Below are 14,221 nucleotides of genomic sequence, written 5' to 3' on the forward strand. Positions count from 1 at the left end.
AAAGAAGCCAGTTCGCAGTTTATCTGTACGGATATGAGCTTTATGCGTTCACACTCTTTTAAAAACAAAGTATGCTTATGCCTGTAACAAGGAGCATACATGTATCAAGTACTTGCTAGAAAATACCGTCCACGTAATTTCAATGAGTTAGTGGGGCAAAACCATGTTTCTCGTGCATTAAGTAGTGCATTGGAACGCGGTCGTCTTCACCATGCTTATTTATTTACAGGAACGCGTGGTGTAGGTAAAACTACAATTGCACGTATTTTAGCCAAGTGTTTGAACTGTGAAACGGGTGTGACTTCTACACCATGTGAAGTCTGTGCAACATGTAAAGCGGTAAATGAAGGCCGTTTTATTGACCTGATTGAAATCGATGCTGCTTCAAGAACCAAAGTAGAAGATACGCGTGAACTTTTAGACAACGTTCCTTATGCACCAACGCAAGGTCGTTTTAAAGTTTATCTGATTGACGAAGTACATATGCTATCGACGCATTCTTTTAATGCGTTATTAAAAACACTAGAAGAACCACCAGAACACGTTAAGTTTCTGTTTGCTACGACTGACCCACAAAAGTTACCGATTACGGTTATTTCACGTTGTTTGCAATTTACTCTACGACCTTTAGCTGTCGATGAAATTACCAAGCACCTTGGCGCTATTCTTGAAAAAGAACAGATCACTGCTGATCAAGATGCAATTTGGCAAATTGCTGAATCTGCTCAAGGTTCACTGCGTGATGCATTATCTTTAACTGACCAAGCGATTGCTTATGGTCAAGGTTCTGTACATCATCAAGATGTTAAAGAAATGCTTGGCTTGATTGATCGTACAATTATTTATGATTTGATTTTAGCGATTCATCAGAACCAACGTGAGAAAGTTAGTCAGCTTTTATTGCAATTTAGACATCAAGCGTTAGATGTTTCACTGGTGCTTGATCAGTTGATTTCGACATTGCATGAATTGGCAATTTTGCAATATCTACCTGATTTGAGTTTGAAATATAGCGATGAAATCAATCGCAAAATCATGCAACTGTCTAAGTTGATTTCTGCTCAAGATTTACAGCTTTATTACCAAATCGCATGTAAAGGACGTTCAGACTTGCAACTTGCCGTGACGCAAGAGCAAGGTTTTGAAATGTGTGTTTTACGCTTGTTGGCATTCCGTCCTTTAGCACCAAATGAAATTGTGGTGCCAGAGCCTGTTCAACAAAATGGACAAGCAGAAGTAGGTCTAAATTCACAAGCTCAGCCAACAGTCCAAGAGATTACTCCAGTAAATACGGTTCAACCTGTTGAAGTTATTAACCAGCCCGCTATGGTTGAACCTGAACCTGAACCTGAACCTGAACCTGAACCTGAACCTGAACCTGAACCTGAACCTGAACCTGAACCTGAACCTGAACCTGAACCTGAACCTGAACCTGAACCTCAGTCTAATCAGGATTTAATGGTATTTGACCCAAATCATCATGAGTTGATTGGGCTTGATTCAGCAGTTGTTCAAGAGACTGTTAGTGTTCTAGAGGAAGATTTCATTCCTGTACCAGAACAAAAGTTAGTACAAGTGCAGGCAGAAACCCAAGCAAAACAAATTGAACCAGAACCAGCTTTTTCTGCTGAGCCTCAAGGTTTGTTTGAGACATCTAGCGCTTTTTCCCTTGGTCAAGATGCGCCTATAACTCCTGATTTGTCTTCTGAACCTGTTATTGAGCAGCAGTCATTGGTGCAGGCTGAAGTTGTTGTTGAAACAGTTGCCGTTGTAAAAGAGCCTAGTGCAACTGATCACGGTCAGTTGATGCCTCAAGATATCTTGAAGCTTTCTCCTCAAGTTTTGGAAGGTGAGTGGACACTCGAAAAGTGGGAATATTGGTTTAGAAATAGTCAGCTTTCTCCAGCCGTTCAAGAACTTGCTCAACATGGTGTGATGACTGGTGAAATTGGTGGCAATACTATTTTCCATATTCCTCAAGAATATGAAAATATGCTGACCCAATTACAACAAGGCCTTATTGATGCATTAAATGAGCAATGGCCGAATACTCAGTTTACAGTTGAATATGGTGCTTTGAATACATCTACCCCTTATACCATTCAAAGTGCACGTAAAGAAAAAGCCTTTCATAGAGCAGTTGAGCTATTACAGCAACAGCCAGTGATTAAGAGTCTCATAGAAACTTTTGATGGCGAACTACAAAATATTCAATTAAAGCCTTAAATTCATCTGATTTTGATCTGGTGCAGAATATGAAAATAATAGACTTTTCATATTTTTCACTGGATTGAAATATTTGGGTCATGTCACTGTCATTGTACTTTTCTATGTTAGCCATTTTAGATTTTAAATGGACTATATATCGTCATGAAAAGGCAATGCATTGGAATAAATAGTTTTAAATATTCATATTTTTTATTAATCGGCGCGATTCTGCTGAGTGGTTGTAACGACTCGGCAAATGATAATTCAAATACACCAGATGCAGGTAAAAAGCCTGTAATGCGCTGTGCTCCATAAACTTAAATAATAAAAAGAACCTGCTCATGATTACACGTCGTAAATTTTTAAATTACTCTTTAAATATGGGTTTTGGTGCTGCGGCATTGGCAGCGTTCCCATCTAGTATTCAAAAAGCTTTAGCAATTCCTGCAAATAATAAAACTGGCAACATTCAGGATGTCGAGCATGTTATTATTTTAATGCAGGAAAACCGATCTTTTGACCATTACTTCGGAACATTAAAAGGCGTTCGAGGGTTTGCTGATCGTTTTACGATTCCTTTGCCAAGTGGCCGCCGTGTTTGGGAGCAGCTTAGAAGTAATGGGCAAGTTCTAACGCCTTTTCACTTAGATGGTACAGCCAATAATGCACAGCGTGCAGATGGTACGCCTCATACTTGGAACGACAGTCAGCTGGCTTGGGACAATGGGCGCATGGCGAACTGGCCAGCCCATAAAACTGATATATCCATGGGTTATTTTAAAGAAAAAGAAATTCCATATCAGTTTGCGCTTGCGAATGCTTTTACGATTTGTGATGCCTACCATTGCTCTATGCACACTGGAACAGATGCAAACCGTTCTTATCATTTAACGGGTACAAATGGTGCAACACCGACCAAGCGTTCATTTGTAAACAATGAGTGGGACTGGATTGATGGTAACCCAGCGACGGCAGACCGTGGTTATACATGGAAAACTTATGCCGAACGCTTAGAAGAAGCAGGGGTAAGTTGGATTTGTTATCAAAATATGCCAGATGAATGGGGCGACAATATGCTTGGTGCATTTCGTTCGTTTAGAAAGGCCAACATTGCATCTGGCTATCCTGTTGCAAGTGGCGGCGAACCGAATAAACCGTATGCAGATACGGGACAAAAGCTACCGTATAAAGCCTATGATGCGGCTACTGATAATGCCAAAAATCCACTTTATAAGGGTATTGCAAATACGTTGCCGGGCAATAAACCAGAAGAATATCTCGACGCTTTTAAATGCGACATTCGTGAGGGTAAATTACCTCAAGTCTCTTGGATTAACGCGCCATCGATTTATTGCGAACATCCAGACCCTTCAAGCCCAGTTCAAGGGGCATGGTTTATTCAAGAAATTATTGATGCATTAACTGCTGTACCAGAGGTTTGGAGTAAAACAGCACTACTTATTAACTTTGATGAAAATGATGGTTACTTTGACCATATGCCATCGCCATCAGCGCCATCTCGACTTAAAAATGGTCAGTATGCTGGCAAATCGACATTAAGCAGTGCCGATATGCAGGACGAATATTTCGATCATGCTTCACCTGAGGGAAGTCATTCACAGCCTACACCTGATGGACGCGTTTATGGTCCGGGTCCTCGTGTTCCGTTATATGTGATTTCCCCATGGAGCCGTGGTGGTTGGGTGAACTCACAAGTGTTTGATCATACTTCTGTGCTCATGTTTTTAGAAAAACGTTTTGGGGTTAAAGAGCCGAATATCAGTCCATACCGCCGTGCAGTGTGTGGCGATTTAACCAGTGCATTTAACTTTAAAACACCAAATGTAGATGTTTTACCGCAGCTGGGTGGTAAACAAACACGTTTGCAAGCAGATGAGTTAAGAGAAAATCAAGAAGCTTTACCGGCTGTTCCTGTACCCACGGATACGAAGTTACCGATTCAGCAAAGTGGCATACGTCTTTCACGCGCGTTACCTTACGAGCTACACACCAGCGCGCGCTGTAAAGCCGATGGTAAAGTGCAATTGATTTTCTCTAATACGGGTACGCAAGCAGCGGTTTTTCATGTTTATGACAAGCTCAACTTGGACCGTATTCCAAAGCGTTATATTGTAGAGCCGAATAAAACTTTAGATGATGAATGGGATGTTTTAAAAGATAACTTGGGCCGTTACGACTTATGGGTACTCGGTCCAAATGGCTACCATCGTCATTTCAAAGGGGATACTCAACGTATTGTTGATAGTGGTGTTAAACCTGAAATTCGAGTGTGCTATGACATTGCCAATGGGGATGTTTATGTCGAACTTATGAATGATGGTACTAAGGATGCAATATTGACGGTAAAACCGTGTGCATATCGACAAGCTGCGCCGTTACAACTTACCGTAAAAGCGGGACAGGTTGTTAAGCAGCATTGGGCTTTGGCCGATGTAGGGCATTGGTATGATTTTGAAATCACCAGTCAGAGTGATCCATATTATTACCGACGTTTTGCTGGTCGAGTCGAAACGGGTGAAGATTCCTTTAGTGACCCTGCAATGATGTAAGCTAAAATGAGGCAAAAAGAGCTGTGTATTTTCTTTTTGCCTCATTTTTTATAATAAGAAATTCTCTAAAACCTCACGAACTGTCTCGGAAATTGGCACAGTCTTACGCGTTTCGCGATCAACAAAAACATGCACAAAATGTCCTTGAGCTGAGGCTTGGTCCTGACCTTGTTTAAAGATTGCCAATTCATAGCGCAATGAAGTCGTACCGATTTTACCAATCGCAACACCTACTTGAATAATTTCTGGAAATGATAATTCCTGAAGAAAACTACAAGCTGAATCGACCACTAAGCCAATTGCTTTTGCTTCATGAATATCAAACCCTGTTTTTTGGATGAGCAAAGCATTGGCCGCTGTATCAAAGTAGCTATAATAAGTCACATTATTCACATGACCATAAATATCGTTATCTGCCCAACGCGTTTGAATGTCTAAAAAGAACTTAAATTGATCACGGGTTTTTAAAACTGGTTTAGTCATCAATGAATCGCCTGATAAATTGCCAAAGCAGCGGCTTCTGTCATGTCACGTGGGTTATTTTGTAGTAAGCGGGTTTGCAACATGGCATCTTGAGCAAGTCGGGGTAAACTGGATTCATCAATACCCAAATCTCTAAGTTTTAAGGTCAAGCCACTACGGTCTAAGTGGTTCTGCATGTGGTCAATAAACAGATCACACAAGCCATCAGTGCTGCCATTGCTGTATGGATCGAGCCATTGCATAAGCTCTGCATAGTATTTTTTTGCATTGGGCGCATTAAATTTTAATACTTCAACCAACACTAACGCATTGGTATGCCCATGCGATAAATGAAAATGACCGCCCAATGGGTAAGCTAAAGCATGTACAGCGGCAACAGGCGAGTTTGCAAATGCTTGACCTGCGAGCATTGAACCGAACAGCATGTTTTGACGTGCTTCTAAATCATTACCATCTTTAAGAACTTTCGGTAAGTTATGGTTTAGTAGCTTCAAAGCATTCTTAGCTAAAATATCGGTGTATATATTCTTCTTGTATTTAGAAGTATATGCCTCAATGGCATGTACCATCGCATCAATACCTGTTGCAGCGGTAATATGTGCTGGAAGGTTTTGAGTAAAAGTAGCATCAAGAATCGCAGTGTCGGCGTAGAGTACTGGAGAGACAATCCCCATCTTTGTCGTCTCACCTGTAGTGACAATTGAGATTGGCGTTACTTCTGAGCCTGTACCGGCTGTAGTAGGAATTAAAATAAGGGGTAGGCGAGTTGTGGTGATTTGGTTTACGCCGTACATCTCTTGCAAACTTTGAGTCTGGTTAGGGTGGGCGAGTAAAGCAATAACTTTTGCAACATCTAGAGAACTACCACCACCAAAACCAATAATGACATCAACATTTTGCTGTTTAGCGTAATTGGCTGCATCTAGTACTACTTGTTCAGGTGGATCAGCTTGCACATCAGCATAGATGACATATTCAATGTTGAGGTTATCTAAAATTTGCAGGATGGGACGGTGTAATTGATTTTTAACCATGCCTGCATCGGTGACTAGCAATAACTTACGGTAAGCATTTGACGACAAAACATTCTGTAATTCTTGTATAGAGCCTAAGCCAGAGATGATATTTGGAACAGTTTGAAATTGAAAATGGCTCATATACATTATTTCCTTATTTTTGAACATTATTGTTGAATGGTTCTATAAGATTCTATCTCCGAATAAGTTAGCATAAGAAACTTTAAAATAAAGTAGTTCTGAAGTGACTATGCTTTTCTTAAGCCTTGTGCCAACCATAGATAAATACTTTTTTGCAATGTTGGGTCCGACATGTAAGTGAGGATTACCAAGATATTTAAAGGCTCGTCGAAAAGTGGGCTTTTTGTTATTTATAGGGTTCTGTAGATTTTCTGGCAAGCTTCTAATTTATATAATGCCTTAACAATTTATAATTTTATCGGTTCTAAAAAGTGAAAATTTCTAAAACTTTTCTTAGTATTATGGGATGCACGTGTTTGATGCTTAGCTCGGCAGTAATCGCGAAAACCAGCTCTAGTGTATATTCGCCTACAAAAGGTGTAATTTGTGACAAATATATTTGTGCTGACAAAAAAGGTGTTTCTAAAAAGCTTACAGCTAAATACTTAGGCACTTATAAAGCGAATAAAGCCTTCTCTCAAGGTGATTTTGATACTTCAGCGTTTACGCTCTCAAACGGTGTGTTCTGTGATACTAAAACAAAACTATGCCATGTTGATCGATACTTTGAGAATGGGCATCGCAGTAAAATTGATAGAACTATGACAGATAAGCTTTTTAAAAATAAATAATTTTTCTATTGCAGAAATGAAGTAAATATCCCTGATAGATGAGTTTATAAAAGTAAAATTAAATCGCAAAAGACCCCGCTAACTATCGACTAATGGCGGGGTTTTTTATTATTAAGTATTTCTGTAATATCAATTTAATAGTATAGGGTGAAAAATACTAAATGATCAGGGGTAATAATTAATAAGGGAGGGTTTAGTTTTCGGTAGGATCTTTTCTGATTGGGAAGGGAAAAAGGATCTTTTTATTATTAAGAAAAAACATAATTTTTAGGTGGAATTTAAATAGTGATGTACACAATTAGATATGTTCATCGGAACAACACTTACTATATTGCTTCGAACAATGAAGGAAATTTTATTATTCTTGAGTCACTTGATTCAGAGTTTCGTATGGGCCATCAAATTTCATATGATGGTGAAAAAGTATTTAACCTGACACTAAATGATGAAACAGATGCAGTCATTAAACTGGAGAGTAACGAAAAAGGAGCCTATGAGTACTTACATTCAGTTAAGTAAATAAGCTTTTTTATTCTTAAGTATTTCTGTAAGATCCTTCCGTTGCTTTAAACAACAATAAACCTGAATGATCAGCGCAAAAGTCATAAGGGGAAAGCCTACTTGAAAGAGTAGGCTTTTTTTATTTCTTTATAAAAGCATACTGAGGACTTTATGATCAGAGTAGCTAATTTATAAAAATTTATTTTTTGCAATGAATGAGCTTAAGTTCCAAGTTCTTAAAATCTATAACTTGATTAGAAGGATCAACAAGTTTTAATTTAAGTTCATCATCAGTACTCTTATTAAAAACTTTCACCACATCTTTACCAGATTCAATGAAATTACCGCCAGATTCAAGCATGGCCAGTAAAACAATATTTAGACTTTTGCCTTTTTTAGTAAGTAAGTATTCTTTACGTTCTCGCTCATTAACTTCTTTATAAATTGACAGTTCAAATATTTCTAATTGGATGAGATGCTTTAGACGATTAGATAAAATTTGCTTTGATATGCCTGTATTTGCTAAAAAATCATTAAATTTTGTTACCCCATAGAAGGCTTCTCTTAACAAGAGAATCGTCCATCTGTCATTCAATATTTCTGTAATTTTGAAGATCCCACATACATCTACTGGAAATTTATGATCTGGAATAATTTGATTTGACATCAGTGGGAGCTCCAATTAGTATGAGTCTATAATTTAGACCTAGCCTTGATTCAGGTAGCATTATGCCATTTATAAATATACAAACTATAGAAGGTTTACTAGATAAAGATAGTAAGGCTGAGCTTTTCAAGCGAATAACAGATTTATTTGTGGAAATAGAAGGAAAGGGAAATCCTGCTTTTCGAGAACATGTCTGGATCAGAATTGATGAACATCCTCCTGAGCATTGGCAATTAGGCAGCTTCAGGCCTACGAAGGAAATGATTGAATTAATCACTGCATCCAAGTGATATTTGTAAAGCCCTATAAATTAGGGCTTTATTTTTATTTAATTACTACAAAAAATACAAAATTAGCTAATTTATCGCCTGATTTATCAACTTTTAATCTATTGATAAACATTATTTTCCTTTTCAACCCATGTGAGTTTTGACAAAATGCAACAAGTCACAATGGTCAATTCGGTTCTCACAAACTTATAGTCTGTTAAGATTGTGCATGACCCTGTTTATTTTTATGTAATTCAAATGTTTGGAAGTAATTTCTAATGGAAACACAATATAAGGTGTTATGTGTCTGTTTAGGAAATATTTGCCGTTCTCCCACGGCTGAGGTGGTTTTCAGACATTATTGTGACGAGCATCAACTCAATGTAGTTGTCGATTCAGCTGGAACGAGTAATTATCATCCAAATAAATCGCCTGATCAGCGTAGTCAGTTGCATGCCAAAAAAAGAGGCTATGACTTATCATCTTTACGTGCAAGACAACTTTCAACTCAAGACTTTTTAGAGTTTGATTTGATTTTGGCAATGGATCATCAAAATTTTGAAGATATTCATGACGTGTTGCAAAGAGCTGTTTCCCAATTTGGAGCACATCAAATTCGTGCAAAAGTAGCTTTAATGAGTGAGCATGATCCTGAATACCCACAACAAGCGTTGCCTGATCCTTATTATGGCGGTGCTGATGGTTTTGAACGTGTACTTAATCAATGTGAGTCCAGTAGTTTGGCGTGGGTTAATATTTTAAAAAAACAATTGAATGTTTAAGAATAGGTTTTTCAACACAATGCAAATTCAGAATCAAGTACAGCTTAAGCCATTCAATACTCTAAGTTTAGATGCAACTGTTTCTCACTATACTAAAGTTGGCAGTATTCAAGATATTGAAGCAGCTTTAGAGTTTGCTGAGCAGCATCAGTTAAATGTACTTGTATTATCGGGCGGTAGTAATATGTTGTTGCCGCAGCAGATCAATGCTTTAGTGATTCATCTTGATATTCAGGGAATTGAAGTTTTATCAAACGATCATGATTTTGTGCGGGTTAAAGTAGGCGCAGGTCAAGTCTGGCATGATTTTGTTTTATACAGCACTGAACAGAACTGGTTTGGTTTGCAAAATTTAGCCCTTATTCCAGGTTTAGTTGGTGCTTCACCCGTACAAAACATTGGGGCGTATGGGGTAGAGGTAGGCGAGTTTATTGAGTCAGTACAAGTGTATGACCGTAAATTAAAGCAAATTCAGACAATTTTAGCGGCCGACTGCCATTTCGCCTACCGCCATAGTATTTTTAAAGATGATCCGAACCGTTACATTATCACGCATGTTACTTTTAAATTGCTTAAACAGCCGCACTTAAAACTTAACTACGGCGACTTGAAACAAGCAGTTGGAGACAATCAGACTGCCGAAAATTTACAAAATCAGGTCATCCATATTCGTCAAAGTAAACTTCCTGATCCAAAAGAGTATCCTAATGTCGGGAGTTTCTTCAAAAATCCAGTTATTAAACCTCAAGAGTTTGAACGCTTAGTCACACAATTCTCAACAATTCCACATTATCCTCAAGCTAACGGAAACGTTAAAATTGCAGCAGGATGGTTAATTGATCAGGCGGGTTGGAAAGGGAAGCAACTCGATATGGTAGGGATGTTCCATAAACAGGCATTAGTTCTGGTGAATTATGCCAATGCATCTCTAGCTGATGTAAGGAAAACTTATCAGGCTGTACAACGTGATGTTGATCAGCTTTTCCATATTATGTTAGAACCAGAGCCTGTGCTTTATAACAGTTTAGGTTTAATTGAAAATCATACGGAATAGTTTTATGCCAAAAGTACACTTAATGGTACGTTTAGTACAAGTAGTCACCGTGCTATTTGTACTATTAGGCTGTTTCGTGGTTTTTTTATATTCGCCATTTTATTCAAAACTTATTGTAGCTGGCCTTAACTATTTTGTACCTGTTGATGTTAATCAAGTCGCTGCTGAGAGCCAGAGACAGGCTGCTTTAAGTGAGCATGATAATTTAGAGCCAGGTTCGAATTTATGGATCGCTCGTCAGGCTTATTTAAAACTGACAGAGCAAGCGTTACGTGAAAAAAGAACATCTGATCTGACCTATATTCAAGAGAATTATAAAGCCTTGCAGCAAATTATTCTCTTGGAAGAAAAGGAACAGGATTCAGAAGAACAAGCGGCATCTGTAACGGTTCCTTTAGTCGCTAAAAACTCAGAAATTGATGCCGCAGATGAGGCGAGTAGTCCTGTTGACGAAGCACTTTTTATTAATAGTTCTGAAAATAAAGCGCTTACTGAGCAATATACAGAGTTTTTAGCAAGAAAACCTGTGGTGCCAGAGCATCAAAAAGCTGTCAGTGAACCTGAACAAAAAGTCGAGTATGTGCGTAAAAATCCATTACCTGTACAACCTAAAAAGTTATCAGAGCCTTATGCAATTGTTGTGTTGGGCGGAGGATTAACCTTAGATAAAAATGGTAAAGATATTGTTGTTAATGGTTATACGCGTTTGCGATTAGAAAAAACTTTAGAAGTTGAAAAACAAAATCATCTGCCTATTGTGCTTAGCGGTGTAGAAGCGCCTTATATGCAAGCTTGGTTAAAAGAGCGCGGTGTTGATGCAAAGCTATTAGAAAAGCGGAGTATGAATACATGTGAAAATACTCGTTTTAGCTCTTTATTGCTTCAGAAAAAAGGCGGAGCACCGACAGTCATGTTGGTTACAGATGAATACCATATGCCACGTACACGCCGACTGTTTGCTTTAAATGGTATAGAAACTATTCCTGTTGTAGCTCCAATGCCAACTCCACTGACACGTTGGCAACCAAGTGTGCAAAATTACGATCATAGCCGCCGTGCAAATTATGAATTACTTGCGACAATTCGTGACATGTTGTTTGGCTCAAGTGATTGTCGAGAGGTTCCTTAATGTCAGATATTCCATTTCTCAATCCTGCCGTATTAAAACAATTAGATTTACCGGTTCCTAACCGTGATCTTACACCGCAGGTTTTGAGTCCACTCAATTTAAATACATTAGAAGAACCTTCTCGTGATTTGCTGGCCTATCGCAAATTGTATGGTTTACATTTACTTGAATGTGACCATTGGCAAGGCTATGTTCAAATGCCTTTATTCCGTTTGCATGTGCAAGTTTTCAAACCTAAAATAGAAAAAATACAAGGTACAGTTTGTCTATTGCATGGCTATCTTGAGCATAGCGGTATTTACCAGCCAATCATTCGTGAAATTCTTGAGCAGGGCTTTAGTATCATTACTTATGATTTGCCGGGGCATGGATTAAGTGATGGTTCACCAGCCAGCATTAAAAACTTTGATCATTACCAGCAAGTTTTGATGGCTGTTTATCAATATGTGAAACATGCAGATCAGTTACCTAAACCATGGGTCGGTATTGGTCAAAGTACGGGTGGAGCAATTTGGATGCATCACTTATTAGAATATGCTGAAAAACGCCAAGATCCGATTGTAGATCGAGTACTTTTACTTTCTCCGTTAATTCGCCCTGCAAAAACGGCGTGGTGGCATAACCCTGTTGGGTTAGGCATTATTCGCCGTATTAAGCGTCAGGTACCAAGACACTTTAGACGTAATAATCATAATCCTGAATTTTTGCGTTTTATTCGTTTAAAGGATCCTTTGCAACCTCGAATGATGGGCATGGACTGGATTTTGGCAATGTCAAAATGGATGCAGGAAATGGAAGAGCGGCCTGCTTGCCGGATTCCAGTCTGGCTTGCACAAGGTGCTCTTGATCAGACGGTTGATTGGCGTTACAACATTGAATTTATTCGTCGTAAATTTAGACTTCAAACGTTGTTAATGCTTGAAGAAGGCTCTCATCAATTAATTAATGAGCGTGCGGATATACGTGCGGCTTTAACGGGCTTGATTCCGGCCTTTTTGCATGCAAAGCCAAAACATTTTTATTATTAGAAAAATAATGCATCTATCCAAAATTCTAGATAGATGCATTATTTAATCTTTGTAGTTTATTTTGAATTTTGATAAAGCTGCATAAAGTTTTTATAAACCGAAGACTGCTTTTGTGGACTATACATATTGCGCTCGATTGTTCCTTTATCTGTTTTGATTAAAACATTCACATTTTGAGCATTTTTAAATTCTTGCAAGAATTGACTTGGAATAACAAAGTAAGTGGTTGAATGTTTAGGTACTAATCGGCTCACATTTGTCTTTTCAGTGGCTTGAGCTGGTTCGTAATTGAATCGTTTGCCATCAATATCAAAAGTCAAAGCGTTAATATCATAAAAGTTATAACTACTACTTAAATGAACATCTACTCGAAGCTGATTTTTTTGATTTTCGTTCCATTGAACCAATAAGCTTGGGCATAGTTCAGTTGGTGAGCAGTTTAGTTGACCAGCTGTCTTTACCTCTTTAGGAGCTGGTGTACTAACCTGTGTGGTGCTACACGCTGCAGTAAGTAGACATGAACCTAATAAGAGTAGAGATTTCTTCATCATATAAATTCCAAGATCGTATGTTTAATATTATTTATGTTAAGAGTAATAAATTTTGACATAAATTAACGCGTAGTTGGACCTAAAAATACAAATGGTTTTGCAATTTTAAAGGAAGAGGTGGCATCACCTGCATAGATATGGCTTTGATCGGGTCCTAAATCAAGTCTACGTGTTTTACCATCTTTAAAGTTAATCTTTTTCAAGTCGACCCAAAATACATTTGGTGAGAGGGCAGATTCAAAAAAGTAGAGCATTTGTTTGTGGTCGGCAACAGTTCGCCAACGAGTCGAGGAAATATTAGGTTCTTCTTGAGTATTTAACCCATAGGGAACAGATGCATTGCGAATCACACTAAATACAGAGGCTTGTGCTTGTTTTGTATTATCATTTTTAGGAATAGCATTAATGTAAAATGATGCACGTGCAAAGCGATCAGATGCTCTGTTAGTACCGGGAAGCATAATTGTTCCGCCAATTTGCTTCCAATATTCAACAAGTGCAAGTTGTTTATCGAAAGTAGGTGAGTTGGTCATGACCTGATAGCTTCGGCTATGGTGAATCACTTGTTTTCCACCAATATATTCAATAATTGCGCTATCACCTGTTTTATCAGAAATAGATAAATGTAGGGTGGTGAGCCGTGTTTCACCGGGAACATTGTCGGTAATAATAGTGTAGGGTTCTTTTTCTAAGGCCTTAACGGCTTCATCTACAGTTGCAAAATTATCAAGTACATATTGAGCCCATGCTGCAATACTTAATAAAGGCTTATCTGTCTTTTTTGCATCTGGGTATTCAGACTCTACTAACCATAAAATATTAGCAACCAAACCTGCTTCATTCATTCCATCTGTTGTGGAAACTTCATAACCTGTAGCAATTACACTTCCATATTTCGACGTCCATTTTATTGAGTTGGGACCAGCGCTACCGTCACGGCTAACCCCGCTTGGCATAATCCATAAGTTGGTACCTGTATCAACCTTCCAGTCCATTGAGCGAGCAGTAATAATATGTTGATTATTACCTAAATATACGGCACGTGTACAAGCAACAGCATAGCTACTTAAGCCTACAGCGATTGCAACAAAAGAAGAGATGAATGTTTTTTTCAACATGATGAGGTACCTTCTTGTTATAAGCATAAAAAT

The 14,221-nt window shown here is 38.3% G+C and carries 15 protein-coding genes; 10 read left to right on the forward strand and 5 right to left on the reverse strand.

The window, feature by feature from the left end; translation table 11 throughout:
- Positions 1–99 precede the first annotated feature (99 nt).
- The 3 genes from ACTJJH_RS00970 to ACTJJH_RS00980 all read left to right on the forward strand — a co-directional run bounded on the left by ACTJJH_RS00970 (position 100) and on the right by ACTJJH_RS00980 (position 4,778).
- The gene (locus ACTJJH_RS00970) at positions 100–2,226 is read left to right on the forward strand and encodes a DNA polymerase III subunit gamma/tau (protein WP_440600568.1); all 2,127 of its coding nucleotides are present in this window, start codon (positions 100–102) and stop codon (positions 2,224–2,226) included.
- Positions 2,227–2,370: 144 nt separating this feature from the next.
- A complete protein-coding gene (locus ACTJJH_RS00975; protein WP_440600569.1) occupies positions 2,371–2,523 on the forward strand; it encodes a hypothetical protein in 153 nt (50 codons plus the stop codon).
- A 26-nt stretch (positions 2,524–2,549) separates the two neighbouring features.
- The gene (locus tag ACTJJH_RS00980; RefSeq protein ID WP_440600570.1) at positions 2,550–4,778 is read left to right on the forward strand and encodes a phosphocholine-specific phospholipase C; all 2,229 of its coding nucleotides are present in this window, start codon (positions 2,550–2,552) and stop codon (positions 4,776–4,778) included.
- Between the two features lie 48 nt (positions 4,779–4,826).
- Here ACTJJH_RS00980 and ACTJJH_RS00985 read toward each other — a convergent pair whose 3' ends face one another.
- Both ACTJJH_RS00985 and ACTJJH_RS00990 read right to left on the reverse strand, forming a co-directional pair.
- Complete coding sequence (locus tag ACTJJH_RS00985; RefSeq protein WP_039761880.1) at positions 4,827–5,261, reverse strand: acyl-CoA thioesterase; 435 nt, start codon at positions 5,259–5,261, stop codon at positions 4,827–4,829.
- Positions 5,261–6,418: an iron-containing alcohol dehydrogenase gene (locus ACTJJH_RS00990; protein ID WP_440600571.1), complete on the reverse strand. Its 1,158-nt coding sequence runs from the start codon at positions 6,416–6,418 to the stop codon at positions 5,261–5,263. The genes ACTJJH_RS00985 and ACTJJH_RS00990 overlap by 1 nt, the downstream gene beginning before the upstream one ends.
- 341 nt (positions 6,419–6,759) lie before the next feature.
- On the opposite strand from ACTJJH_RS00990, the gene ACTJJH_RS00995 reads away from it, so the two are divergent.
- Together ACTJJH_RS00995 and ACTJJH_RS01000 are read left to right on the forward strand one after the other, a co-directional pair.
- Positions 6,760–7,089: a YcgJ family protein gene (locus ACTJJH_RS00995; protein WP_199985366.1), complete on the forward strand. Its 330-nt coding sequence runs from the start codon at positions 6,760–6,762 to the stop codon at positions 7,087–7,089.
- Between the two features lie 288 nt (positions 7,090–7,377).
- Complete coding sequence (locus ACTJJH_RS01000; protein WP_005068773.1) at positions 7,378–7,608, forward strand: hypothetical protein; 231 nt, start codon at positions 7,378–7,380, stop codon at positions 7,606–7,608.
- 181 nt (positions 7,609–7,789) lie between these two features.
- Here ACTJJH_RS01000 and ACTJJH_RS01005 read toward each other — a convergent pair whose 3' ends face one another.
- Positions 7,790–8,257, reverse strand: a complete 468-nt coding sequence (locus tag ACTJJH_RS01005) for a winged helix-turn-helix transcriptional regulator (protein ID WP_057062189.1) — start codon at positions 8,255–8,257, stop codon at positions 7,790–7,792.
- A gap of 62 nt (positions 8,258–8,319) precedes the next feature.
- Here ACTJJH_RS01005 and ACTJJH_RS01010 point away from each other — a divergent pair, with 62 nt between their 5' ends.
- The 5 genes from ACTJJH_RS01010 (at position 8,320) to ACTJJH_RS01030 (ending at position 12,519) form a co-directional block, all read left to right on the forward strand.
- The gene (locus ACTJJH_RS01010; protein ID WP_005073831.1) at positions 8,320–8,547 is read left to right on the forward strand and encodes a tautomerase family protein; all 228 of its coding nucleotides are present in this window, start codon (positions 8,320–8,322) and stop codon (positions 8,545–8,547) included.
- A 257-nt stretch (positions 8,548–8,804) separates the two neighbouring features.
- Positions 8,805–9,308, forward strand: coding sequence for a low molecular weight protein-tyrosine-phosphatase (locus ACTJJH_RS01015; protein WP_060466591.1), 504 nt, complete (start codon positions 8,805–8,807; stop codon positions 9,306–9,308).
- Between the two features lie 19 nt (positions 9,309–9,327).
- Positions 9,328–10,362 carry a UDP-N-acetylmuramate dehydrogenase gene (gene murB, locus ACTJJH_RS01020; protein WP_284090522.1) on the forward strand — a complete coding sequence of 345 codons (1,035 nt, stop codon included), beginning with the start codon at positions 9,328–9,330 and terminating at the stop codon, positions 10,360–10,362.
- A 4-nt stretch (positions 10,363–10,366) separates the two neighbouring features.
- Positions 10,367–11,491 carry a YdcF family protein gene (locus ACTJJH_RS01025; RefSeq protein ID WP_002115205.1) on the forward strand — a complete coding sequence of 375 codons (1,125 nt, stop codon included), beginning with the start codon at positions 10,367–10,369 and terminating at the stop codon, positions 11,489–11,491.
- Positions 11,491–12,519: an alpha/beta hydrolase gene (locus tag ACTJJH_RS01030; protein WP_161282328.1), complete on the forward strand. Its 1,029-nt coding sequence runs from the start codon at positions 11,491–11,493 to the stop codon at positions 12,517–12,519. Before ACTJJH_RS01025 ends, ACTJJH_RS01030 begins: the two co-directional genes overlap by 1 nt.
- A 56-nt stretch (positions 12,520–12,575) precedes the next feature.
- Here ACTJJH_RS01030 and ACTJJH_RS01035 read toward each other — a convergent pair whose 3' ends face one another.
- Together ACTJJH_RS01035 and ACTJJH_RS01040 are read right to left on the reverse strand one after the other, a co-directional pair.
- Complete coding sequence (locus ACTJJH_RS01035) at positions 12,576–13,070, reverse strand: hypothetical protein (protein ID WP_206260148.1); 495 nt, start codon at positions 13,068–13,070, stop codon at positions 12,576–12,578.
- Between the two features lie 62 nt (positions 13,071–13,132).
- A complete protein-coding gene (locus tag ACTJJH_RS01040; protein WP_017387349.1) occupies positions 13,133–14,188 on the reverse strand; it encodes a linear amide C-N hydrolase in 1,056 nt (351 codons plus the stop codon).
- Positions 14,189–14,221 lie beyond the last annotated feature (33 nt).

It is taken from the genome of Acinetobacter sp. 22301 (assembly GCF_052045285.1).
Lineage (GTDB): Bacteria > Pseudomonadota > Gammaproteobacteria > Pseudomonadales > Moraxellaceae > Acinetobacter > Acinetobacter pittii.